The sequence below is a fragment of the Agromyces arachidis genome (assembly GCF_052805135.1).
The window spans coordinates 192,044-215,455 of the sequence record NZ_JBRBDK010000005.1; the positions used below are offsets into that span (position 1 = coordinate 192,044).

The 23,412-nt window shown below is 70.9% G+C and carries 28 protein-coding genes; 26 read left to right on the forward strand and 2 right to left on the reverse strand.

What is annotated here, in order from left to right; genetic code table 11:
• Positions 1–21 precede the first annotated feature (21 nt).
• The 9 genes from rpsH to map all read left to right on the forward strand — a co-directional run bounded on the left by rpsH (position 22) and on the right by map (position 5,802).
• The gene (rpsH, locus tag ACUY4T_RS09070) at positions 22–420 is read left to right on the forward strand and encodes a 30S ribosomal protein S8 (protein WP_446018605.1); all 399 of its coding nucleotides are present in this window, start codon (positions 22–24) and stop codon (positions 418–420) included.
• A gap of 4 nt (positions 421–424) precedes the next feature.
• A complete protein-coding gene (gene rplF, locus ACUY4T_RS09075) occupies positions 425–961 on the forward strand; it encodes a 50S ribosomal protein L6 (RefSeq protein WP_446018606.1) in 537 nt (178 codons plus the stop codon).
• A 2-nt stretch (positions 962–963) separates the two neighbouring features.
• Positions 964–1,323, forward strand: a complete 360-nt coding sequence (gene rplR, locus ACUY4T_RS09080; protein ID WP_446018607.1) for a 50S ribosomal protein L18 — start codon at positions 964–966, stop codon at positions 1,321–1,323.
• Entirely contained in the window at positions 1,320–2,015 is a 696-nt protein-coding gene (rpsE, locus tag ACUY4T_RS09085; protein ID WP_446018608.1) for a 30S ribosomal protein S5, read from the forward strand. Before rplR ends, rpsE begins: the two co-directional genes overlap by 4 nt.
• The gene (gene rpmD / locus ACUY4T_RS09090; protein WP_446018609.1) at positions 2,015–2,197 is read left to right on the forward strand and encodes a 50S ribosomal protein L30; all 183 of its coding nucleotides are present in this window, start codon (positions 2,015–2,017) and stop codon (positions 2,195–2,197) included. The genes rpsE and rpmD overlap by 1 nt, the downstream gene beginning before the upstream one ends.
• Entirely contained in the window at positions 2,197–2,898 is a 702-nt protein-coding gene (gene rplO / locus ACUY4T_RS09095) for a 50S ribosomal protein L15 (RefSeq protein ID WP_446018610.1), read from the forward strand. Before rpmD ends, rplO begins: the two co-directional genes overlap by 1 nt.
• A 114-nt stretch (positions 2,899–3,012) precedes the next feature.
• The gene (gene secY, locus ACUY4T_RS09100; protein ID WP_446018611.1) at positions 3,013–4,335 is read left to right on the forward strand and encodes a preprotein translocase subunit SecY; all 1,323 of its coding nucleotides are present in this window, start codon (positions 3,013–3,015) and stop codon (positions 4,333–4,335) included.
• Positions 4,332–4,967, forward strand: coding sequence for an adenylate kinase (locus tag ACUY4T_RS09105; protein WP_446018612.1), 636 nt, complete (start codon positions 4,332–4,334; stop codon positions 4,965–4,967). Before secY ends, ACUY4T_RS09105 begins: the two co-directional genes overlap by 4 nt.
• Before the next feature lie 7 nt (positions 4,968–4,974).
• Positions 4,975–5,802, forward strand: a complete 828-nt coding sequence (gene map / locus ACUY4T_RS09110; protein ID WP_446018613.1) for a type I methionyl aminopeptidase — start codon at positions 4,975–4,977, stop codon at positions 5,800–5,802.
• A 2-nt stretch (positions 5,803–5,804) separates the two neighbouring features.
• Here the strand turns inward: map and ACUY4T_RS09115 are convergent, their stop codons facing one another.
• Complete coding sequence (locus tag ACUY4T_RS09115; RefSeq protein ID WP_446018614.1) at positions 5,805–7,694, reverse strand: BglG family transcription antiterminator; 1,890 nt, start codon at positions 7,692–7,694, stop codon at positions 5,805–5,807.
• Positions 7,695–7,922: 228 nt separating this feature from the next.
• On the opposite strand from ACUY4T_RS09115, the gene ACUY4T_RS09120 reads away from it, so the two are divergent.
• From ACUY4T_RS09120 to glmM, 16 genes are all read left to right on the forward strand, one after another.
• Complete coding sequence (locus ACUY4T_RS09120) at positions 7,923–8,231, forward strand: PTS sugar transporter subunit IIB (RefSeq protein ID WP_446018615.1); 309 nt, start codon at positions 7,923–7,925, stop codon at positions 8,229–8,231.
• Between the two features lie 91 nt (positions 8,232–8,322).
• On the forward strand, positions 8,323–8,589 hold the full coding sequence (locus ACUY4T_RS09125; RefSeq protein ID WP_446018616.1) for an HPr family phosphocarrier protein: 267 nt from the start codon (positions 8,323–8,325) through the stop codon (positions 8,587–8,589).
• A 45-nt stretch (positions 8,590–8,634) separates the two neighbouring features.
• Positions 8,635–10,326, forward strand: a complete 1,692-nt coding sequence (gene ptsP, locus ACUY4T_RS09130) for a phosphoenolpyruvate--protein phosphotransferase (RefSeq protein WP_446018617.1) — start codon at positions 8,635–8,637, stop codon at positions 10,324–10,326.
• A gap of 18 nt (positions 10,327–10,344) precedes the next feature.
• Complete coding sequence (locus ACUY4T_RS09135) at positions 10,345–11,898, forward strand: PTS mannitol transporter subunit IIBC (protein WP_446018618.1); 1,554 nt, start codon at positions 10,345–10,347, stop codon at positions 11,896–11,898.
• Between the two features lie 150 nt (positions 11,899–12,048).
• Positions 12,049–12,489, forward strand: coding sequence for a PTS mannitol transporter subunit IIA (locus ACUY4T_RS09140; protein WP_446018619.1), 441 nt, complete (start codon positions 12,049–12,051; stop codon positions 12,487–12,489).
• Positions 12,486–13,634, forward strand: a complete 1,149-nt coding sequence (locus ACUY4T_RS09145; protein ID WP_446018620.1) for a mannitol-1-phosphate 5-dehydrogenase — start codon at positions 12,486–12,488, stop codon at positions 13,632–13,634. Before ACUY4T_RS09140 ends, ACUY4T_RS09145 begins: the two co-directional genes overlap by 4 nt.
• Before the next feature lie 151 nt (positions 13,635–13,785).
• A complete protein-coding gene (infA, locus tag ACUY4T_RS09150) occupies positions 13,786–14,007 on the forward strand; it encodes a translation initiation factor IF-1 (RefSeq protein WP_011186713.1) in 222 nt (73 codons plus the stop codon).
• 68 nt (positions 14,008–14,075) lie between these two features.
• Entirely contained in the window at positions 14,076–14,189 is a 114-nt protein-coding gene (gene rpmJ / locus ACUY4T_RS09155; protein WP_056734976.1) for a 50S ribosomal protein L36, read from the forward strand.
• Between the two features lie 137 nt (positions 14,190–14,326).
• Entirely contained in the window at positions 14,327–14,707 is a 381-nt protein-coding gene (rpsM, locus tag ACUY4T_RS09160) for a 30S ribosomal protein S13 (protein WP_446018621.1), read from the forward strand.
• 32 nt (positions 14,708–14,739) lie between these two features.
• Positions 14,740–15,138 (forward strand): 30S ribosomal protein S11, encoded by a 399-nt coding sequence (rpsK, locus tag ACUY4T_RS09165; protein WP_336571972.1) that lies wholly within the window; start codon positions 14,740–14,742, stop codon positions 15,136–15,138.
• A 176-nt stretch (positions 15,139–15,314) separates the two neighbouring features.
• Positions 15,315–16,301, forward strand: a complete 987-nt coding sequence (locus ACUY4T_RS09170) for a DNA-directed RNA polymerase subunit alpha (RefSeq protein ID WP_446018622.1) — start codon at positions 15,315–15,317, stop codon at positions 16,299–16,301.
• A gap of 45 nt (positions 16,302–16,346) precedes the next feature.
• Complete coding sequence (gene rplQ, locus ACUY4T_RS09175) at positions 16,347–16,889, forward strand: 50S ribosomal protein L17 (protein WP_446018623.1); 543 nt, start codon at positions 16,347–16,349, stop codon at positions 16,887–16,889.
• A gap of 135 nt (positions 16,890–17,024) precedes the next feature.
• Positions 17,025–17,912: a tRNA pseudouridine synthase A gene (locus ACUY4T_RS09180; protein WP_446018690.1), complete on the forward strand. Its 888-nt coding sequence runs from the start codon at positions 17,025–17,027 to the stop codon at positions 17,910–17,912.
• A 137-nt stretch (positions 17,913–18,049) separates the two neighbouring features.
• Positions 18,050–18,496 (forward strand): 50S ribosomal protein L13, encoded by a 447-nt coding sequence (gene rplM, locus ACUY4T_RS09185; protein WP_446018624.1) that lies wholly within the window; start codon positions 18,050–18,052, stop codon positions 18,494–18,496.
• Between the two features lie 38 nt (positions 18,497–18,534).
• Positions 18,535–19,017 carry a 30S ribosomal protein S9 gene (rpsI, locus tag ACUY4T_RS09190; protein WP_446018625.1) on the forward strand — a complete coding sequence of 161 codons (483 nt, stop codon included), beginning with the start codon at positions 18,535–18,537 and terminating at the stop codon, positions 19,015–19,017.
• Positions 19,018–19,038: 21 nt separating this feature from the next.
• Entirely contained in the window at positions 19,039–20,400 is a 1,362-nt protein-coding gene (glmM, locus tag ACUY4T_RS09195) for a phosphoglucosamine mutase (protein WP_446018626.1), read from the forward strand.
• A gap of 122 nt (positions 20,401–20,522) precedes the next feature.
• Here the strand turns inward: glmM and coaA are convergent, their stop codons facing one another.
• The gene (gene coaA, locus ACUY4T_RS09200; RefSeq protein ID WP_446018627.1) at positions 20,523–21,479 is read right to left on the reverse strand and encodes a type I pantothenate kinase; all 957 of its coding nucleotides are present in this window, start codon (positions 21,477–21,479) and stop codon (positions 20,523–20,525) included.
• 67 nt (positions 21,480–21,546) lie between these two features.
• Between coaA and glmS the strand changes: the two genes are divergently transcribed.
• A complete protein-coding gene (glmS, locus tag ACUY4T_RS09205; protein ID WP_446018628.1) occupies positions 21,547–23,397 on the forward strand; it encodes a glutamine--fructose-6-phosphate transaminase (isomerizing) in 1,851 nt (616 codons plus the stop codon).
• Positions 23,398–23,412: the final 15 nt, after the last annotated feature.

A 23,412-nucleotide genomic window follows, 5' to 3' on the forward strand; every position in this document is an offset into this window, starting at 1 on the left:
GAACGTAAGGAAACAATCGTCATGACGATGACCGACCCGGTCGCTGACATGTTGACGCGCCTGCGCAACGCGAACTCGGCGCACCACGACTCCGTGTCGATGCCCCACTCGAAGCTCAAGGGGCACATCGCGGAGATCCTCAAGAGCGAGGGCTACATCGCCGACTTCGACGTCGAAGACGCTCGCGTGGGCAAGACGCTCACGCTGAAGCTGAAGTTCGGCCCGAACCGCGAGCGTTCGATCGCGGGCATCAAGCGCGTCTCGAAGCCCGGCCTCCGCGTCTACGCGAAGTCGACCGAGATCCCCAAGGTGCTCGGCGGCCTCGGCGTCGCGATCCTGTCCACTTCCAGCGGTCTGCTCACCGACCGCCAGGCCGAGAAGAAGGGCGTGGGTGGGGAAGTCCTCGCCTACGTGTGGTAGTTCCATGTCACGAATCGGACGACTCCCCATCGACATCCCCGCCGGTGTCGACGTGAAGGTCGACGGCCGCGCCGTCACCGTGAAGGGCCCCAAGGGCGAGCTCGCGCTCACCGTGGCGCAGCCCATCGAGGTCAAGGTCGAGGACAACCAGGTTGTCGTCACCCGCCCCGACGACGAGCGCGACTCGCGCTCGCTGCACGGCCTCACGCGCACCCTCATCGCGAACGACATCATCGGCGTCACGCAGGGCTACTCCAAGGGCCTCGAGATCGTCGGTACCGGATACCGCGTCGCCCAGAAGGGCAGCGCAGTCGAGTTCGCGCTCGGCTTCTCGCACCCGGTCACGGTCGAGCCGCCCGCCGGCATCACGCTGACGGTCGAAGGCAACAACAAGATCACCGTCTCGGGCATCTCGAAGCAGGCCGTCGGCGAGACCGCCGCCAACATCCGCAAGATCAAGAAGCCCGAGCCCTACAAGGGCAAGGGCATCCGCTACGCCGGCGAGGTCGTGCGTCGCAAGGCCGGAAAGGCTGGTAAGTAATCATGGCCGTCAAGAGCAAGTCGGCTGCGCGTTCGCGCCGCCACACCCGGCTTCGCAAGAAGATCGTCGGCACCGAGCAGCGTCCCCGTCTCGTCGTGACGCGTTCGGCCCGCCACGTCTTCGTGCAGGTCGTCGACGACAGCAAGGGCCACACCGTGGCCTCCGCCTCGACCATGGAGGCCGACCTCCGCGCGTTCGAGGGTGACAAGACCGCCAAGGCCAAGAAGGTCGGCGAGCTCGTCGCCGAGCGCGCCAAGCAGGCGGGCATCGAGTCGGTCGTGTTCGACCGCGGCGGCAACAAGTACGCCGGTCGTGTCGCAGCGATCGCCGACGGAGCGCGAGAGGCAGGGCTGAGCCTGTGACCGAGAACAACGTGAAGGAGACCGAGGTGACCGCAGAGGCACCCGTCGAGACGGCAGCGTCCTCCGAGCCGCCTCGCACCGAGCGCGAAGGCCGCCGTGGCGGCCGCGATCGCGGCCAGGGCCGCGACCGTCGCGACCGCGACGCCGAGAAGAGCCAGTTCCTCGAGCGCGTCGTCACCATCAACCGCGTGTCGAAGGTCGTCAAGGGCGGCCGCCGCTTCAGCTTCACGGCGCTCGTCGTCGTGGGCGACGGCAACGGCCTCGTGGGCGTCGGCTACGGCAAGGCCCGCGAGGTGCCGACCGCGATCTCGAAGGGCGTCGAGGAGGCGAAGAAGAACTTCTTCCGCGTGCCCCGCGTCGGTTCGTCGATCCCGCACCCCGTGCAGGGCGAGGCGGCCGCCGGTGTGGTGCTCCTGCGCCCGGCCGGCCCCGGTACCGGTGTCATCGCCGGTGGTCCGGTGCGCGCCGTGCTCGAGTGCGCCGGCATCCACGACGTGCTGAGCAAGTCGCTCGGCTCGTCGAACACCATCAACATCGTGCACGCCACGGTCGAGGCGCTGAAGCAGCTCGAGGAGCCGCGCGCCGTCGCCGCCCGTCGTGGTCTGGACTACGACGAGGTCGCACCGGCCCGTCTGCTGCGTGCCGAGGCCCAGGCGGCCGAGGCCGCCGCAGCAGCGAAGGCAGGTGCCTGATGGCCAAGCTCAAGGTGACCCAGGTCAAGTCCAAGGTGAGCGAGAAGCAGAACCAGCGCGACACGCTGCGCAGCCTCGGTCTGAAGAAGATCGGCCAGAGCGTCGTGCGCGAGGACACCCCCCAGGTGCGCGGCTACGTGAAGACGGTCGCCCACCTCGTGACGGTTGAGGAGATCGACTGATGGCTGACGAGAAGAAGGCCGCCGAGGAGACCCCGAAGAAGGCTCCGGCGAAGAAGGCGCCCGCCAAGGCCGCCGCCGAGAAGAAGGCGCCGGCGAAGGCCGCTGCCGAGAAGAAGGCGCCGGCGAAGGCCGCTGCCGAGAAGAAGGCGCCGGCCAAGGCCGCCGCCGCGAAGGCCGACGAGGCGAAGGCCGAGAAGGCCCCCGCCAAGAAGGCCCCGGCCAAGAAGGCCCCCGCCAAGAAGGCGGAGACCGAGGTCGTTCGCGAGCCCGTGCTGAAGGTGCACCACCTGCGCCCGGCGCCCGGCGCCAAGAAGGACAAGACCCGCGTCGGACGCGGTGAGGGTTCGAAGGGCAAGACCGCCGGTCGCGGCACGAAGGGCTCGAAGGCCCGCACCACCGTCCGCCCCGGCTTCGAGGGCGGGCAGCTTCCGTACCACATGCGTGCACCGAAGCTGCGCGGCTTCAAGAACCCGTTCCGGGTCGAGTACCAGGTCGTGAACCTGGAGAAGCTGGCCGAGCTCTACCCCAAGGGCGGCGACGTCACCGTCGACGACCTGGTGGCGAAGGGTGCCGTCCGCAAGAACGAGCGCGTCAAGGTGCTCGGCAACGGCGACATCCAGGTGAAGCTCAACGTCGCGGTCGACAAGGTCTCCGGCTCCGCCGAGCAGAAGATCGTCGCCGCCGGCGGTTCGGTCAAGTAGCCGCTGCACCAACCCGAGTTCGAGCCTGTCGGGACCTCGCGTATGATTCACGGGGGTCTCGACAGGCTCGAGCCGCATAACGACTGACTCCACGACGGAGCAACAGGAGGACGAGTGTTCAACGCCATCGGGCGGATCTTCCGCACCCCCGACCTTCGACGGAAGATCGGGTTCACGCTGGGCATCATCGCCCTGTTCCGACTCGGCTCGTTCATCCCCGCGCCGTTCGTGGACTTCGCGAACGTCCAGCAGTGCCTGGCAGCCAACCAGGGGGCCTCCGGCCTCTACGAGCTCGTGAACCTCTTCTCCGGCGGTGCGCTGCTCCAGCTCTCGATCTTCGCGCTCGGCATCATGCCGTACATCACCGCGTCGATCATCACGCAGCTGCTGCGCGTGGTCATCCCGCACTTCGAGACCCTCTACAAGGAGGGCCAGGCGGGCCAGGCCAAGCTCACGCAGTACACGCGCTACCTGACCATCGCGCTCGGCGTGCTCCAGTCGACCACGCTCATCACGGTCGCCCGCTCCGGCGCGCTGTTCCCCGCGAACTCCGACCCCGCGTGCACGCAGCTGATCACCGACAGCTCCTGGTACGCGATCCTGCTGATGGTCATCACCATGACCGCCGGCACCGGCCTCATCATGTGGCTCGGCGAGCTCGTCACCGAGCGCGGCATCGGCAACGGCATGTCGCTGCTGATCTTCGTGTCGATCGCGGCGACCTTCCCCGGCTCGCTCTGGGGCATCGCGATCTCGCGCGGCTTCGACACCTTCGCCGTGGTCCTCGCCATCGGCCTCATCATCGTGCTCGCCGTCGTGTTCGTCGAGCAGTCGCAGCGCCGCATCCCGGTGCAGTACGCCAAGCGGATGGTGGGGCGCCGCACCTACGGCGGCAACAACACCTACATCCCCATCAAGGTCAACATGGCCGGCGTCGTGCCCGTCATCTTCGCCTCGTCGCTGCTGTACCTGCCGGCGCTCATCGCCCAGTTCAACCAGCCGCAGGCCGGCGAGGAGCCGCAGGCCTGGGTCGTCTGGGTGACCAACAACCTCACCCAGGGCTCGAGCCCGCTCTACATGCTCGTGTACTTCCTGCTGATCGTCGGCTTCACGTACTTCTACGTCGCGATCACGTTCAACCCCGACGAGGTCGCGGAGAACATGAAGAAGTACGGCGGCTTCATCCCCGGCATCCGCGCCGGTCGTCCCACGGCCGAGTACCTCGACTACGTGCTCACCCGCGTGACCCTCCCCGGTTCGCTGTACCTGGGCCTCGTCGCGCTCATCCCGCTCATCGCGTTCGCGCTGGTCGGCGCCGACCAGAACTTCCCGTTCGGCGGCGCGTCGATCCTGATCATCGTGGGCGTCGGGCTCGAGACCGTGAAGCAGATCGATGCCCAGCTCCAGCAGCGCCACTACGAAGGACTCCTCCGATGACGCACCCCGCATCCTCCGCACGCTTCCTGATCGTCGGGCCGCAGGGCTCCGGCAAGGGCACCCAGGGCGTGCTCGTCGCCGAGGCGTTCGGCGTCCCGCAGGTCGCGACCGGCGACATCTTCCGCGAGAACGTCAAGGGCGGCACCGACCTCGGCAAGCAGGTCCAGGAGATCATCGAGGCCGGTCACCTGGTGCCGGACGAGCTGACCAGCGAACTGGTGCGCGACCGCCTCGCGCAGCCCGACGCCGAGCACGGCTTCCTGCTCGACGGGTACCCGCGCAATCGCGGCCAGGTCGGTCATCTCGACGAGTTCCTCGACGGCCGCGGCGAGTCGCTCGACGCCGTGATCGAGCTCGTCGTCCCCCGCGAGGAGAGCATCGCCCGCATCACGCAGCGCGCGGTCGAGCAGGGCCGGACGGATGACACCGAAGAGGTCATCGCCAACCGCCTCGGGATCTACGAGCGCGAGACCGCGCCCATCCTCGACGTCTACCGGGAACGCGACCTCGTGCTCCGGATCGACGGCGTGGGCAGCCTCGACGAGGTGACCGCCCGGATCTTCGACGCGCTCGCCGGACGCGGGCTCGTGCCGAACGGCGGCGACGCGACCGGCGCCGCCGGCGCCGCATAGCCGCCGCGTGTTCCGCCGCCACCCGCTGAAGTCGCCCGCCGAGCTTCGGGCGATGGTCCCTGCGGGTCAGGCGACCGCCGCAGCCCTCGCCGCAGCCCGCGACCGGATCGTCGTCGGCGCCACGCCGCTGGAACTCGACGCGGTCGCCGAGGCCGTGATCCGCGACCGCGGCGGCCGGTCCAACTTCAGGCTGGTCCCCGGGTACCGGCACGCCCTCTGCGTCTCCGTCGGCAGCGACGTGGTCCACGGCATCCCGGGCGACCGGCCGTTCCGCCCCGGCGACATCGTCTCGGTCGACGGCGGCGCCGAGGTCGACGGATGGAACGGCGACGCGGCGTTCACGGTCGTGCTTCCGGATCCGGCGGACCAGGCGGCCGTCCTTGCCCGCCAGGCGCTCGCGGATGCGGCGGAGGCCTCGCTGTGGGCGGGGATCGCGCGGCTCGCGACGGCGCGTCACCTCAACGAGGTCGGCGAGGCGATCGAGGAGTCGGTGGCGGCCTCGGGCGACTACGCGATCATCGAGGGCTACGGCGGGCACGGCATCGGCCGGACGATGCACGAGGAGCCGACGGTCTACAACCACGCGGTCCGCGGCCGAGGGCCGCGCGTGCAGCCGGGCCTCGTCGTCGCGATCGAGCCGATGATCGTCGCCGGCGCGGCTGCGACGTTCGTCCGCGACGACGGGTGGACCGTGGCCACCTCGGACGGGTCCGACGGCGCGCACGTCGAGCACAGCGTCGCGGTGCACCGGGGCGGCATCTGGGTCCTGACGGCACCGGACGGCGGCGCCGCGGGCCTCGCGCCGTTCGGCGTGACGCCCGTGCCGATCGACTGACCTCAGGGCGCCATCAGCACCGACAGCTCGGCGACCAGTCCGGGATAGTCGACGGCCCCGCGCACCAGGCGGCGCACGTTCTCGGGCTCGGAGAACGCCTCGACGAACTGGTCGAACACGGCCTGGAACTCCGCGCGCCCCGATTCGGCGAACGCGATGAGCGCCACGACGTGCACCTCGGCGTCGCCCCACGCGATCGGCCGCTCGTCGATCGCGATCGCGATGGCGCTGCGCCGTGCCGTCATGGTCATGGCATGCGGGACTGCGAGGAGGTCGGTGAACGCGGTCGACGACATGCGCTCGCGTTCGAGCACCGCGTGCACGTACGCCTCGTCGATCACCCCCGCCGTCTCGAGGCGTTCGCCGAGCAGGCGGATGACGTCCTCCCGGTCGCGGCCGCCGACGCCGCGGACGAACAGGTCGGGACCGATGGTCCGGGTGAGCGTCGAGGCGAGGCGGGCACGTCGTCGCCCGCGTCGGATCCGGGCCAGTTCGCTGCGGATCCGCTCGAGGTCGTCGGCCGCGGGGAAGGGCGGCACGACGACCGTCCCCGGTCGCGGCGTCTCCGGCGGCAGCACCGACACGACGAGTTCGGCGTCCACGCCCGGCGCGGGCGCGTCGTCGAGGACCGCGACGTCGCCCGCCACGAGCTCGACGTCGTCGCCGAGCCCGGTCCGGAGGCGTTCCAGCAGCAGGTCCCGGACGTCGTGGTACTCGGGTGCGACCACCACCACCCGGACCGCGTCGCCGCGGCTGCGCGTGCGCTCGAGCGCCGCGCCGAGGTGCATCGCGAGGTAGGCGATCTCGTCGTCGTTCACCGTGATGCCCTCCAGTCGCCCGAGCTCGGAGGCGAGGAAGACGGCGAGGTCGTAGATGAGCGGATAGGCCGCCTTGATCGACGCGGTCAGCGGGTTCCGCGAGTAGCTGTGCTCGGCGGCGCGCGCCGCGAGGTTCTCGACGTGCAGCGCGAGCCGCTCGAGGAACTCGTCGTCGCCGAGTTCGATGAGCCAGTCCTGCGAGATCCGGGCGATGATGCCGCGCAGCACGTCGGCCCGCGCCGGTCCCTCGCGGCGCGTGGCGGCACGGGTGCCGATCAGGCGGGCGACGTGCGCGAGCTCGGCGGGGGGCAACCGGACGTCGAACTCCGCCCGGACGAGGTCGTCCACGAGCACGGCGATCCCGTCGTCGGGATCCGGCCCGCCCGCGACGCCGGCCCCGGCGGTGTCCGCCCGCTCGACCGTGCGATCCCGCGAGACCCGGTCGACGGCGATGGCGACGTGGAGCAGCACGTCCTCCAGCGCGTACTCGTTCGGCGCCCACCCGGCGTCGCGCAGTCCGTCGAGGAGCCCGCGCCGGAAGCCGTCGACGGCGGGGAAGTCCGCATGCAGTGCCGACAGGTCGCGGATGCCGCGACGCCCCTCCTCCCGCACGAGCGAGCCGAGGAGCCGGCGCATCGCCGTCTCGGGGCCGACCAGGCGCACCCGGCTCCCGCTGCGCCCGAGCTCCAACCCGGTGCCGCGGAGGCGCGCCCGCACGCGCGCGAGGTCGGACTCCAGGGTCGACTCGCTCACGTGGAGCCGCTCGGCGGCCTCGTACACGTCGATCCCGTCGCGGGCGTCCACGAGGTCGCGGATGAGGCCCGCGCGCCGGCCGTCGGGGCCGCCGTCGACGGCGCCGGCGGAGTCGCGGATCCGCCGCGCCCAGGCCGCCCGGTCCAGGCGGTAGCCCTCCGGACCGGAGTCGACGACGTGCTCCGATCCGCGGTTCGCCTGAGCGGCGTAGCTGCGCACCGTGCGCGTGGTCACGCCCAGCCGGTCCGCGAGCCTCGCGGCGGTCGTCCAGCCGTCGGCATCGGCGAGCGCGTCGACGAGGCGCTCCCAGGTCTCCGGCACGTCGACTCGCCTCCTCAGCGATTCCGCCGCACCGCGCACTCGCGTCGGGCGGGTCCAGCCAGTCAACCACTCCGTGGCGTCCGGGGCAGCGGTCGCCGCGGATCTTCCGGGGGTGCGGAAGCAGGTCTGGTGGAAGGCGCCGGGGGAGGGGGAGCAGACTCGGGTCGTTCGCGGCATCCGCCGTGACCGATCGAAGAGGACCGGGCGAGCCGGGCGAGGAGGCGGGCGATGCGGATCGTCGTGGTGTGCGGAGCGGGTGCGTCCAGCACCTTCGCCGCGCTGCGGATCCGCCGGGCCGCCGAGGCGCGCGGCATCGACGTGGACGTGCGGGCGGCGGGCGAGCAGACGCTCGCGGCCGAGCTCGCGGGTGCCGACGCGGTGCTGGTGGGCACCCACCTCGCCGGCCGGCTCGCGTCGCTCGAGCAGGACGCGGCGGCGGCATCCGTGCCCGTGGCCGTGCTGCCCGACGAGACGCGGTCGCTCGATGGCGACGCCGCCCTCGACCTCGCGATCGCGATCAGCGGAGCGCGCTCGTGATCCCCGCCGTCCTGCGCAACCCCGTTCCCTGCGCGCATGACCGGGTCTATGGTGAACTCGGGAACGGACGCCAGCGACGGAGGCCAGCAACATGGTGGAACGCACTGTTCGAGTCGGATCGAGCCACGGACTGCACGCCCGGCCGGCCAAGTTGTTCACCCAGGCCGCCGCGTCATCGGGCTCGAGTGTCACCATCGCGAAGAACGGTGGCGCTCCCGTCAACGCGGCGAGCATCCTCGCCGTCATCGCGCAGGGCATCGACCACGGCGACGAGGTCACCGTGGCCGTCGACGGGGGCGACGAGCAGCGTGTGCTCGACGAGCTCGTCGAGCTGCTCAGCACCGATCACGACGAGTAGCCCGAGGCATCCGTCGCCCGGCCAGACGAATCGGAGGGGCGCGTGATGGAGTTCAGAGGTACCGGGATCGGACAGGGCGTGGCCGTCGGACCGGTCGTGCGGATGTCGGAGCGACTGCCCGAGCCGGTGGACCGGCCGAGCCATCTCGACGCCGCACGTGAGGAGGAGCGCGCCCGCGCCTCGCTCTCGGTCGTCGCGGCGGACCTGCAGCGCAAGGGCGCGCAGGCCGGCGGCGCGGCGCAGGACGTGCTCGAGGCCCAGGCCATGATGGCCGAGGATCCCACGCTGGTCGACGACGTCGTGAAGCGGCTCGCCGACGGCAAGACCGCCGAGCGGGCCGTCTTCGAGGCGTTCGCCGCGTTCCGCGACCTGCTCGCGTCGATGGGCGGGTACATGGGCGAGCGCGCGGCCGACCTCGACGACGTCTCGCAGCGCGTGGTCGCGCACCTGCTGAAGGTCCCGGCGCCCGGTGTGCCGAACCCGGGCCACCCGTTCGTGCTCGTCGCCCGCGACCTGGCACCCGCCGACACCGCACTGCTCGACCTCGGCCAGGTGCTCGGACTCGTCACCATCGACGGCGGTCCCACGTCGCACACCGCGATCCTCGCCCGCGAGAAGTCGATCGTCGCGGTCGTCGGCGCAGCGGATGCCGCGAGCCTCGCCGACGGCGACACCGTCATCGTCGACGCCGCCGGCGACCTCGTCGTGCAGGACCCGAGCGCCGACCAGGTCGCGGAGGCCAGGGAGCGGATCGCCGAGCGCGCGGCGCGAGCGGCCGCGCCCATCACCCCGGGCGCGCTCGCCGACGGCACCTCGGTGCCGCTGCTCGCCAACCTCGGGTCGGCCGACGGCGCCGAGGAGGCGCTGGCGCTCGGCGCCGAGGGCGTGGGCCTGTTCCGCACCGAGTTCCTGTTCCTCGACGCGAACAGCGCGCCGTCGGTCACCGAGCAGCAGGCGCAGTACACGCGCATGCTCACCGCGTTCGCGGGAAAGAAGGTGGTCGTGCGGGTCCTCGACGCCGGCGCCGACAAGCCGCTCTCGTTCCTCAACGACGCGCACGAGGAGAACCCGGCGCTGGGCCTGCGCGGCATCCGCGCGCTCCGGCACTCCGAGGTGATCCTGCGCGAGCAGCTCACCGCGCTCGCTGCAGCGGACGCCGCCACCGACGCCGAGCTCTGGGTCATGGCGCCGATGATCGCGACCGTCGAGGAGACCCGCTACTTCACGACGCTGTGCGACGAGCTCGGCATCAAGGTCGCGGGGGTCATGGTCGAGACCCCCTCGGCGGCGCTCATCGCCGAGCACATCCTGAAGGTCGCCGACTTCGCCTCGATCGGGACGAACGACCTCACCCAGTACACGATGGCGGCCGACCGGCTGCTCGGCACGGTGGCGAACCTGCAGGACGCGTGGCATCCGTCGGTGCTGCGCCTGGTCGCCAGCGTCGGCGAGGCCGGCCGCGCCGACGGCCGCCCGGTCGGCATCTGCGGCGAGGCCGCCGCCGATCCGCTCCTCGCCGTGGTCCTCGTCGGCCTCGGCGCCACGAGCCTGTCGATGTCCCCGTCGGCGCTCGCAGACGTCCGCGCCTCCCTCGCGCGGCACACCCGGGAGGATGCCGAGCGCATCGCCCGGGCAGCCCTGGCCGCCGAGGGAGCGGCCGAGGCGAAGCAGGCGGCCCAGGAGGCCGCCGCCGCATCCGCACCCATCCCCACCCCCACCGGCACGACCGTGCCGTGACCTGCACTGGAGGCAGCAATGACGACGACGTCAGCTGAGACGAACCGACGCGGGGGAACGCGCGTCCACGTCCAGAGATTCGGAACCTTCCTCAGCGGCATGATCATGCCGAACATCCCCGCGCTCATCGCGTGGGGCATCTTCACCGCGTTCTTCATCGGCGTCGGCTGGACGCCGAACGCGGACCTCGCGACCATCGTCGGTCCGTTCATCCACTACCTGCTCCCGATCCTCATCGGCTACACGGGCGGATCGATGATCTACGGCATCCGCGGCGGCGTGGTCGGCGGCATCGCGACCTTCGGCGCCATCGCCGGATCCGACCTGCTCATCGCCCAGGTGAACGCGACGCTGCCCGAGGACAACCAGCTCGGCCAGATCCACATGTTCATCGGCGCGATGATCCTCGGCCCGCTGGCGGCGTGGACGATGAAGCGCCTGGACGCGCTCTGGGACGGCAAGGTCAAGGCGGGCTTCGAGATGCTCGTCAACATGTTCTCCGCCGGCATCTGGGGCTTCATCATGGCCATCGTCGGGTTCTACCCGGTCGCCTGGCTCGTGAACGGCATCATGAACGCCCTCTCCGGCGCGGTCGGCTGGCTCGTCGAGACGAACCTGCTGCCGCTGACCAGCATCATCATCGAGCCGGCGAAGGTGCTGTTCCTGAACAACGCCATCAACCACGGCGTGCTGACCCCGCTCGGCCTCTCGGAGGCGGCCGATGAGGGCTCGTCGATCCTGTTCCTGCTCGAGGCGAACCCCGGACCCGGCGTGGGCCTGCTGCTGGCGTTCACGTTCTTCGGCATCGGGGCGGCGCGGGCGTCGGCACCGGGCGCGGCCGTCATCCAGTTCTTCGGCGGCATCCACGAGGTGTACTTCCCGTTCGCGCTGATGAAGCCGATCCTGATCCTCGCGCTCATCGCGGGCGGCATGACCGGCGTCACCACCAACATGGTCCTGGGCGGCGCACTGCGTGCCCCGGCCGCGCCGGGGAGCATCATCGCGGTCCTCCTGCAGACCGCGCCGGGCGCGTACTTCGCCGTGATCCTCTCGGTGGTCCTGTCGGCGGCCGTGACGTTCATCATCTCGGCGGTCATCCTGCGGGCCTCCCGGAAGCGCGACCTCGAGGCGATGGCCGTCTCGGACGACGCGTTCGGCGCCGCGATCACGCAGACCGAGGCGGCCAAGGGCAAGAGCTCCGACGCCCTCGCGAACCTGCGCGGCGGCGCGGCCACCCAGTCGGGCGGGTTCGCCGGCCCGGCAACCGGCACGATGCGCGAGATCAGGAACGTCGTGTTCGCCTGCGACGCCGGCATGGGCTCGTCCGCGATGGGCGCGAGCGTCCTGCGCAACAAGATCAAGAAGGCGGGCATCGAGGACGTCACGGTGACCAACAAGGCCATCGCGAGCCTCGACGACTCGGCCGACCTGGTGATCACGCAGAACCAGCTCACGGAGCGCGCGCGCCACCAGACGCCGGATGCCGTGCACATCTCGGTCGACAACTTCATGAACTCGCCGCGATACGACGAGGTCGTCGACCTGGTCAAGGCGCAGCACGAGGATCGGTGACGAATACACCGGCCGGGTGAACCGGAGCCCGGGTCGCGACCGCACTGCCGTCGCGACCCGGGCATCCCGCGTCATCCGCCCAGACGGAGCGGTCGGACCGCGAACGCACGACCGCCGGACCACGAGCACGACCAGGAAGAAGGAGCTCTCATGACCGACCAGATCCTGTCCCCGGAGAACGTCCGCATCGTGCCGGGCGGCGCGAGTCGCGACGACGCGATCCGCGCGGCGGGCGCGGTGCTCGTCGACGCCGGCGCGGTCGACGACGCGTACGTCGACTCGATGCTCGAGCGCGAGGGCACGGTGTCGACGTACATGGGCAACTGGCTCGCCATCCCGCACGGGACGAACGACGCGAAGGGCTTCATCAAGCGCTCGGCGCTGTCGCTGCTGCGCTACGACGACCCCATCGACTGGGGCGGCGAGCCGGCACGGTTCGTGGTCGGGATCGCCGGCCTCGGCGACGAGCACCTCGACATCCTGTCGAGGCTCGCGATGGTGTTCTCCGACGAGGACGAGGTCGAGAAGCTGCTCGCCGCGCAGACCTCCGACGAGATGGTGGCCCTGCTGGCCGAGGTGAACGCCTCGTGAAGGCCGTCCACTTCGGCGCCGGCAACATCGGGCGCGGCTTCATCGGGCTGCTGCTGCACGACGCCGGGTACGAGGTCGTCTTCGCCGACGTGAACGCGGAGCTGATCGACGCGCTGGCCGCCGCGGACCGGTACACCGTGCACGAGGTGGGCGACGGGGCACGCGACCTGGTGGTCGACCGCTTCCGCGCGGTCAACTCGGAGACGGATGCCGCGGCGCTGGCCGCCGAGCTCGCCGACGCCGACGTGCTGACGACCGCCGTCGGCCCGAACGTCCTCCGTTTCATCGCGCCGCACGCGCTGCAGGCGCTGCGCGACCGGTCGCCCGAGGCCGCTCCGCTCGCGGTGATGGCGTGCGAGAACGCGATCGACGCGACCAGCCTGCTGCGGGAGGAGACGGCGAAGCTCGCGGAGGCCGGCGAGTGGGCGGACCTCGAGCGGCGGGCGGTGTTCGCGAACACCGCCGTCGACCGCATCGTTCCCGGGCAGCCGGGGGAGTCCGGGCTCGACGTGACGGTCGAGACGTTCTCCGAGTGGGCGATCGAGCGGCCGCCCTTCGGCGACGCGCCGCCGGAGATCCCCGGGGCGCACTTCGTCGAGCGGCTCGGGCCGTACATCGAGCGCAAGCTGTTCACGGTGAACACCGGGCATGCGTCGACGGCGTACTTCGGCTTCCTCGCGGGCCACGAGCGCATCGCCGACGCGCTCGCCGACGAGGCGGTCGCGGCGCGCGTCGAGCGCGTGCTCGCGGAGACGAGCGCGCTCATCGTCGCGAAGCACGGCTTCACCGAGGCGGAGCAGGCGGAGTACCGGGCGACCATCCTCGGGCGGTTCCGCAATGCGGCGCTGCCCGACACCGTGGAGCGCGTCGGCCGCCAGCCGCTGCGCAAGCTGGGGCGCCGCGAGCGCTTCATCGCGCCCGCCGCGGAGCTCGCCGAGCGGGAGCTGCCGATCGACGGGCTGCTCGACGCGGTGGAGGCCGCACTCGGATTCGACGTGCCCGCGGACCCGGAGAGCGTCGAACTGCAGCAGCGGTTGCAGACGGATGAGGCGGAGACGATCGTGCGCGAGGTGTGCGGCGTGGAGCCGGATCACCCGCTGCACGAGCGCCTGGTCGCCGCGGTCGCCCGGCGGATGGCGCCCTGACGCGCACATCGACTGGCGAATCGGCTCTGATTCCCCTATAGTTGACCCTTGGTGTTTTGCACGCCCGCTTCGGCATGCCCGATGGGCCCTGTCGAGGTCGTGCATCATCATCGCACGACCGAATACCCAAACCCCAAGCGATAGTGAGGCTATGGCCAAGAAAGACGGCGTCATCGAGATCGAAGGCTCGGTCATCGAGGCACTCCCGAACGCGATGTTCCGGGTTGAGCTGACCAACGGGCACAAGGTGCTCGCCCACATCTCCGGAAAGATGCGCCAGCACTACATCCGCATCCTCCCCGAGGACCGCGTGATCGTGGAGCTGAGCCCGTACGACCTGACCCGCGGCCGGATCGTCTACCGCTACAAGTAAGGGCTGTTCGGAAAGTAACGACCCGCGGCACCCCGCGGGTACGAGGACAGCGAAAAAAGGAACCGACTGTGAAGGTCAACCCCAGCGTCAAGCGCATCTGCGACAAGTGCAAGGTCATCCGCCGCCACGGCCGCGTGATGGTCATCTGCGAGAACCCGCGCCACAAGCAGCGCCAGGGCTAGTCGCCCGCGTCGACGCGACAACCGAACACGGCACTTCCACGAACCCGCACCGCTGAGGCGCGGGGGACACCCTCGGACGGAGGCCGAGGCACCGGAAGTGCTCCACACCTCCGACACATCCAACAGGAGAAGCCACCATGGCACGTCTGGCAGGAGTCGACATCCCGCGCGAGAAGCGCGTGGAGATCGCACTGACCTACATCTACGGCGTCGGCCGCACTCGCGCGCTGCAGACGCTCGCGGAGACCGGCATCGACGGGAACATCCGCGTCAAGGACCTCACCGACGAGCAGCTCGTCGCCCTCCGCGACCACATCGAGGGCACCTACAAGGTCGAGGGCGACCTCCGCCGCGAGGTGGCCGCCGACATCCGCCGCAAGGTCGAGATCGGCTCCTACGAGGGCATCCGTCACCGTCGCGGCCTCCCGGTCCGCGGTCAGCGCACCAAGACGAACGCTCGCACCCGCAAGGGCCCGAAGCGCACCGTCGCCGGCAAGAAGAAGCCGGGCCGCAAGTAACCGCTCGCGCCAAGATCTAGGAGACATTTCACATGGCAGCACCCAAGGCGGCTACTCGCAAGCCGCGCAAGAAGGACAAGAAGAACGTCGCCGTGGGCCAGGCCCACATCAAGTCGACCTTCAACAACACCATCGTGTCGATCACCGACACGAACGGCGCCGTGATCAGCTGGGCCTCGTCCGGCGGCGTCGGCTTCAAGGGCTCGCGCAAGTCGACCCCGTTCGCCGCGCAGCTCGCCGCCGAGTCGGCCGCGCGCCAGGCGCAGGAGCACGGCATGAAGAAGGTCGACGTCTTCGTCAAGGGCCCGGGCTCGGGCCGCGAGACCGCGATCCGCTCGCTCCAGGCCGCGGGCCTCGAGGTCGGCAGCATCAACGACGTGACGCCTCAGGCGCACAACGGATGCCGCCCGCCGAAGCGTCGCCGCGTCTAGCACTCCGTACCCGGTGATCGAGTAGGCCGCAGGCCGTATCGAGATCGCACGGTCTCGGTACGCGCCCGGCTGCGCCGGGCGCTGCTCGACCACCGGCATCCGTTCTCTCTCACAACTCAAGATCCTCGAACTCGCAGGTGTCATATAGCGGACACCCTGCCGAAAGGAATCACACCGTGCTGATCGCACAGCGTCCGACGCTCACCGAAGAGAACATCTCGGAGTTCCGTTCGCGTTTCGTGATCGAGCCCCTCGAGCCGGGCTTCGGTTACACCCTGGGGAACTCCCTCCGTCGCACCCTCCTCTCCTCGATCCCCGGCGCCGCCGTGACGAGCATCCGCATCGACGGCGTGCTCCACGAGTTCTCGACCGTTCCGGGCGTGAAGGAGGATGTCACCGAGATCATCCTCAACATCAAGAACCTGGTCGTCTCCAGCGAGCACGACGAGCCGATCACGGCCTACCTGCGCAAGCAGGGCGCGGGCGAGGTCACCGCCGCCGACATCTCCGCTCCGGCGGGCGTCGAGGTGCACAACCCCGAGCTGGTCATCGCGACGCTCAACGACTCGGCGAAGTTCGAGCTCGAGCTCACGATCGAGCGCGGCCGCGGCTACGTCTCGGCCAGCCAGAACCGCAACGAGTACTCCGAGGCCGGCCAGATCCCGGTCGACTCGATCTACTCGCCGGTCCTCAAGGTCACCTACCGCGTCGAGGCGACGCGTGCGGGCGAGCGCACCGACTTCGACCGCCTCGTGGTCGACGTCGAGACCAAGGCCGCCATCTCGCCGCGTGACGCGATCGCCTCGGCCGGCCGCACGCTCGTCGAGCTGTTCGGCCTCGCCCGCGAGCTCAACAGCGCGGCCGAGGGCATCGAGATCGGCCCCGCGCCGGTCGACGCCGTGCTCTCGAGCGAGCTCTCGATCCCGATCGAGGACCTCGACCTGTCGGTCCGCTCGTACAACTGCCTGAAGCGCGAGGGCATCAACACGGTGTCCGAGCTGGTGGCCCTGTCGGAGTCGCAGCTGATGAACATCCGCAACTTCGGCCAGAAGTCGGTCGACGAGGTCAAGGACAAGCTCACCGAGATGGGCCTGTCGCTGAAGGACTCGGTCCCCGGCTTCGACGGCGCCCACTTCTACACGGGCTTCGAGGACGAGAACTAAGCAGGCCCCGGGCCGCACCAACCCCCCAACACTGGAGATACCACCATGCCGAAGCCCACGAAGGGCCCCCGCCTCGGAGGCGGACCCGCGCACGAGCGCCTGCTGCTCGCCAACCTCGCCGCCGCGCTCTACACGCACAAGCGCATCACGACGACCGAGACGAAGGCCAAGCGCCTCCGTCCGCTCGCCGAGCGCCTGATCACGTTCGCCAAGCGCGGCGACCTGCACGCCCGCCGTCGCGTGCTCGCCGTCATCGGCGACAAGTCGGTCGTGCACGAGCTGTTCACGGTCATCGCGCCCCAGGTCGCGGACCGTGAGGGCGGCTACACCCGCATCACCAAGATCGGCAACCGCAAGGGCGACAACGCGCCCATGGCGGTCATCGAGCTCGTCCTCGAGCCGGTGACCCCGAAGGCCCGCGCCGCCAAGCCCGCCGCCGCTCCCGCCGAGGAGCCGGCCTCCGAGGAGACCCCGGCCGAGACGCCGGAGCCCGAGGTGACCGAGTCGGAGGCCGCCGTCGACGAGGCCGCCGGTTCGGAGGCTTCGGACGAGTCCGCCGAGGCGCCCGCCGAGGAGGCTGCGAAGTAGCCTTCGCGTCCGTCACGAGGGGCCCCGATGCATCCGCATCGGGGCCCCTCGCGCATCTAGGCTGGGACGGTGACCGAAGCGGAGCACCGCACCCACGACGTCCCGGCCGTCGACGGCGACGACCCGGCGTCCGTCGTGCGCCTCCGGCTCGACCTCGCGTACGACGGCACGGACTTCGCGGGGTGGAGCCGCCAGCCCGGTCTCCGGACGGTCCAGGGCACGGTGGAGCACGCCCTCGCGACGCTCTTCCGCCGCGAGGGCGTCATGCCGCGGCTCGTCGTGGCGGGGCGCACCGACGCGGGCGTGCACGCGAGCGGGCAGGTCGCCCACCTCGACGTCGACGAGGCGGCCCTGCGGGCCGTCACCCGTCCCCGGCGGGGTGCCGCCGACGACGGCCGGCCGCGCGATGCGGCCGCCGTGCTGGTCCGCCGCATCCGCGGCATCCTGGGTGCGGCCGACTCCGACGTCGTGGTCCGTTCGGGCCGGATGGCGCCCGAGGGCTTCGACGCGCGGTTCTCCGCCGTCTGGCGCCGGTACTCGTACCGCATCGCCGACGCGGACGCCGAGCACGACCCGCTCCAGCGGCATCGGACGGTGTGGTACCCGCGCCCGCTCGACGTGGAGGCGATGGACGTCGCCGCCCAGACCCTCATCGGCCTCGGCGACTTCGCCGCATTCTGCAAGCCCCGCGAGGGCGCGACGACGATCCGCACGCTGCAGTCCTTCCGGTGGCGCCGGGGCGACGACGGCGTGCTGGTGGCCTCGTTGCAGGCCGACGCGTTCTGCCACTCCATGGTGCGTGCGCTGGTGGGCTCCGGGGTGGCCGTGGGCGAGGCGCGGATCGGCGTGGAGGGGCCCGCCGAGCTCATGCGGGCGCGCACGCGGACCAGTGCGTTCAAGGTGCTGCCCGCCAAGGGCCTCACCCTCACCGAGGTCGGCTACCCGGCCGACGAGGACCTCGCCGCTCGGGCGGAGCAGACGAGGGCACGTCGCGAATTGCACGTCGAAGGCGTCGTCGGCTAAGATTTCCCTTTGGTGCCGTCGACTGCGTCGGCATCCGATGTTGAGCCCTCCACCACGGCGTTCTCCTCGCATCGCGAGCGAACTCCCTCCGGAGCGGGATTCACGAACCCCTCACTCGATCAGAAAGCAGCACTACTGTGACGCGCACCTACACCCCGAAGGCGACCGAGATCCAGCGCGACTGGGTCGTCATCGACGCCACCGACATCGTGCTCGGCCGCCTGGCCAGCCACGCCGCGGCGATCCTCCGCGGCAAGCACAAGGCGATCTTCGCGAACCACGTCGACACCGGCGACCACGTGATCATCGTCAACGCCGACAAGGTGGCCCTCACCGGCCAGAAGCTCGAGCAGAAGAAGGCCTACCGCCACTCGGGCTACCCGGGCGGCCTCAAGGCGGTCGGCTACGCCGAGCTGCTCGAGAAGAACCCCGTCCGCGCCGTCGAGAAGGCGATCCGCGGCATGCTCCCGAAGAACTCGCTCGGTCGCCAGCAGCTGAAGAAGCTGAAGGTCTACGCCGGCCCGGAGCACCCGCACGCGGCTCAGCAGCCGAAGCCGTACACCCTCACCCAGGTCGCCCAGTAAGCCCGGCGCCGACGCGAAAAGGATTCAGAGACACCACCATGGCGAAGATCGCAGACCAGATCGACCAGGCTCCCGAGAGCTACACCACCGAGTCGGCCGCCGCCTCGGCGCCCGCCGCCCGCCCCGTGCTCAACGTCTCGGGCTCGGCCGTCGGCCGTCGCAAGCAGGCCATCGCGCGCGTGCGCGTCGTGCCGGGCGCCGGCAACATCACCGTCAACGGCCGTGAGTTCGCGGACTACTTCCCGAACAAGCTGCACCAGCAGCTCATCACCGACCCGTTCACCGTCCTCGAGCTCGCCGGCTCGTACGACGTCATCGCCCGCATCACCGGCGGCGGCCCCTCGGGCCAGGCCGGCGCGCTGCGCCTCGCGATCGCTCGTGCGCTCAACGAGATCGACCGCGAGAACAACCGCCCGACCCTGAAGAAGGCCGGCTTCCTCACGCGCGACGCCCGGGTCATCGAGCGCAAGAAGGCCGGTCTCAAGAAGGCCCGCAAGGCGCCCCAGTTCTCGAAGCGCTAAGCGCGGGAACGGGTCTCCCCGATGCCTCGGCTCTTCGGAACCGACGGGGTCCGGGGCCTGGCCAACCGTGAACTCACGGCTGACCTGGCCCTGGGCCTCGCCCAGGCCGCTGCCGCCGTCCTCACGCAGGGCCGGCATGCGGATGAACTCCGCGCCGCCGGTCGCCGGCCGGTCGCGGTCGTGGCGCGCGATCCGCGCGTGTCCGGTGAGTTCCTCACCGCCGCCGTGTCCGCCGGGCTCGCCAGCTCCGGCGTCGACGTGCTCGACGCGGGCGTCATCCCGACCCCGGCGACGGCGTTCCTCATCGACAGCATCCGCGCCGACTTCGGCGTGATGATCTCCGCGTCGCACAACCCGGCCCCCGACAACGGGATCAAGTTCTTCTCCTTCGGCGGCACGAAGCTGCCCGACGAGGTCGAGGACCGCATCGAGTCCTACCTCGGCCGGCAGAAGCTGGCCCCCACCGGCGACGGCGTGGGTCGCGTCCGCCGGTTCGCCGACGCCGAGGACCGCTACGTCGTCCACCTGCTCGCCACGCTGCCGAACCGGCTCGAGGGCCTGAAGGTCGTGCTCGACTGCGCGCACGGCGCCGCGGCCGGCGTCTCGCCCGAGACGTTCCGCGACGCGGGCGCCGAGGTCGTCGTCATCGGCGCCGACCCCGACGGCATGAACATCAACGACGGCGTCGGCTCCACGCACCTTGGTCCGCTGCAGCAGGCCGTGCGCGAGCACGGCGCCGACGTGGGCATCGCCCACGACGGCGACGCCGACCGCTGCCTCGCGGTCGACGCCGACGGCAACGTGATCGACGGCGACCGGATCATGGCGATCCTCGCCGTCTCGATGCAGGAGCGCGGGACGCTCACCGACGACACCCTCGTCGTCACGGTCATGTCGAACCTGGGACTCAAGCGGGCGATGGCCGAGCGCGGCATCCGCGTCGTCGAGACCAAGGTCGGCGACCGGTACGTCCTGGAGGCGCTGGCCGAGGGCGGCTACGCGCTCGGCGGCGAGCAGTCCGGTCACGTCATCATGAGCGAGTTCGCGACCACGGGCGACGGCGTCCTGACGGGCCTGCACCTGGTCGCCGAGATGGCGCGGACCGGCAAGTCGCTCGCCGAGCTCGCCTCGGTCATGACCGTGTACCCCCAGGTCCTCGTGAACGTGCGCGGGGTCGACCACCACGCGATGGCGGACGACGCCGAGATCGCGGCGGCGGTGCGCGCCGCGGAGGCCGAGCTCGGCGACACCGGCCGCGTGCTGCTGCGCCCCTCGGGCACCGAGCCGATGGTCCGCGTCATGGTCGAGGCGGCCGACCAGCAGGTCGCCGAGGCGCACGCCGACAAGCTCGCCGCGATCGTGCGCGAGCGCCTCGCCAACTGAGCACCTTCCGAACGCCGCACGCCGCGGCATCCGCTCGCCCGACCCGGTGACGGATGCCGCGGCGTTCGCGTTCGCGCGCGGCCCCGGAGCGGATGACGCGAGCCGCCGCGCGGCGCGGCGGGTCAGAGCTTGCGGAGCAGCACGCTCGAGACGGCGTGGTCGCTGCCCTTGCGCAGCACCAGCGACGCGCGGGAGCGGGTCGGCCGGATGTTCTGGAGCAGGTTCGGCTCGTTGATCGACTGCCAGATCGCGCGGGAGCGGGCGCGCGCCTCGTCCTCGCTGAGGCTCGCGAAGCGGTGGAAGAACGAGCGGGGGTTCGAGAAGGCGCCGCGTTGCAGCTTGAGGAAGCGCTCCTCGTACCAGCGGGCGATGTCGCGCGTGCGCGCGTCGACGTAGATGCTGAAGTCGAACAGGTCGCTGACCGCGAGCTTGTGGCCGGGGGCGGCCGGCTGCAGCACGTTGAGCCCCTCGACGATGAGCACGTCGGGTCGCCGGACCGTCACCTGCGCGTCGGGCACGATGTCGTACGCCAGGTGCGAGTAGAACGGCGCACGCACCTCCGGGGCGCCGGCCTTCACCTCGCTCACGAACCGCAGCAGCGCGCGGCGGTCGTAGGACTCCGGGAAGCCCTTGCGCTCCATCAGCCCGCGCCGCTCCAGCTCGGCGTTGGGGAAGAGGAAGCCGTCGGTGGTGACCAGCTCGACCCGGGGGGTGTGCTCCCAGCGAGCCAGGAGCTCCCGGAGCAGGCGCGCGATCGTCGACTTGCCGACGGCGACCGAACCGGCGACGCCGATGACGAACGGGGTCGACTCGAAGCGCTCGCGCAGGAACGTGCTGGTCACCTCGTGGAGCGCCTTCGTGCCGCCGACGTAGAGGTTGAGCAGCCGGCTCAGCGGGAGGTAGACCTCGGCGACCTCGACCGGGTCGAGGGGCTCGCCGAGCCCGCGCAGCTGGACGATCTCGGTCTCCCGGAGCGGCGACGGCATCGACGGGGCGAGCGCCGCCCAGTCCGCCCGCCCCAGCTCGATGAACGGGGAGATCTGGGTGGCGTGCGTCGACGGGCTCTGCGGTTCGGGCACCGTGACAGTGTAGTCGCGCGCACCGCGCCGGTCGGGCGCTCAGGAACGCGCCGGTAGGATCGTGCCCATGTGTGGAATCGTCGGATACGTCGGAGAGCGCAACAGCCTCGACGTCCTCATGGGTGGCCTGCGCCGCCTCGAATACCGTGGCTACGACTCGGCGGGCGTCGCCGTCGTCGATGACGAGGGCGACCTCGAGTTCGCCAAGCGCGCCGGCAAGCTCCAGGTGCTCGCCGACGAGCTCGAGCGGCACCCGATCCATCGCGGGGGCACGGGCATCGGCCACACCCGCTGGGCGACCCATGGCGGCCCGACCGACCGCAACGCCCACCCGCACCTGGCCGATGACGACAAGCTGGCCCTCATCCACAACGGCATCATCGAGAACTTCTCCGAGCTGAAGGAGGAGCTGGTCGCCGACGGTGCCGAGTTCAAGAGCGAGACCGACACCGAGGTGGCGGCGGTCCTGCTCGGCCGGGAGTACCGCGAGGCGGGCGACCTGCGGGAGGCGTTCCGCCGCACCGTGCGCCGCCTCGAGGGCGCGTTCACGCTGCTCGCCGTGCACCGCGACGAGCCGGGCGTGGTCGTCGGCGCCCGCCGCAACTCGCCCCTCGTGATCGGCCTGGGCGAGAACGAGAACTTCCTCGGCTCGGATGTCGCGGCCTTCGTCGAGTTCACGAAGCGCGCGGTGGCGATCGGCCAGGACCAGATCGTCGCGATCACCGCCGGCGAGGTCACCGTCACCGACTTCGATGGCAACTCGGTCGAGGTCGAGCCGTTCGACGTCGCGTGGGACGCGTCGGCCGCCGAGAAGGGCGGCTGGTCGTCGTTCATGGCCAAGGAGGTCGCCGAGCAGCCCGACGCGGTCGCGAACACGATCCGCGGCCGCATCGTCGACGGCGTCGTCTCGGTGCCCGAGCTCGACGAGTTCGGCGACGACGCGCTCCGCGACATCCGTCGCATCACGATCGTCGCCTGCGGGACCGCGGCCTACGCCGGCATGGTCGCGAAGTACGCGATCGAGCAGTGGGCGCGCATCCCCGTCGAGGTCGAGCTCAGCCACGAGTTCCGCTACCGCGAGCCGGTCATCGACGACGGCACGCTGGTCGTCTCGATCAGCCAGTCGGGCGAGACGATGGACACGCTCATGGCGGTCAAGTACGCGCGCGAGCAGGGCGCGAAGGCCATCTCGGTGTGCAACACCCAGGGTGCCACCATCCCGCGCGAGTCCGACGCCGCCGTGTACACGCACGCCGGTCCCGAGGTCGCGGTCGCGTCCACGAAGGCGTTCGTCGCGCAGATCACCGCGCTCTACCTCTTCGGCCTGCACCTCGCGCGCGTCCGCGGGACGATGTCGGAGGCCGACCTCGCGACGCAGGTCGCCGAGCTCCAGGCCGTCCCGGAGAAGATCGCGACCGTCCTCGAGCAGGGCGAGCGCGTCGGCGAGCTCGCGCACTGGATGAGCGACACCCGGTCGGTGCTCTTCCTCGGCCGCCACGTCGGCTACCCGATCGCACTCGAGGGTGCGCTGAAGCTGAAGGAGCTCGCGTACATCCACGCCGAGGGCTTCGCGGCCGGCGAGCTGAAGCACGGTCCGATCGCACTCATCGAGCCGGGCCAGCCGGTGTTCGTGGTCGTCCCCAGCCCTCGCGGCTCGGCGGCCCTGCACCCGAAGGTCGTCTCCAACATCCAGGAGATCCGCGCCCGGGGGGCTCGCGTCATCGCGATCGCCGAGGCGGGGGATGCCGCGGTGCTGCCGTTCGCCGACGAGGTGATCCGCATCCCGCTGGCCGGGCCGCTCTTCGAGCCGCTCCTCGCGGTCGTGCCACTGCAGATCTTCGCCATGGAGCTCTCGCAGGCCAAGGGGCTCGACGTCGACCAGCCGCGCAACCTGGCCAAGTCGGTCACGGTCGAGTGATCCGCCGGTCGCGGG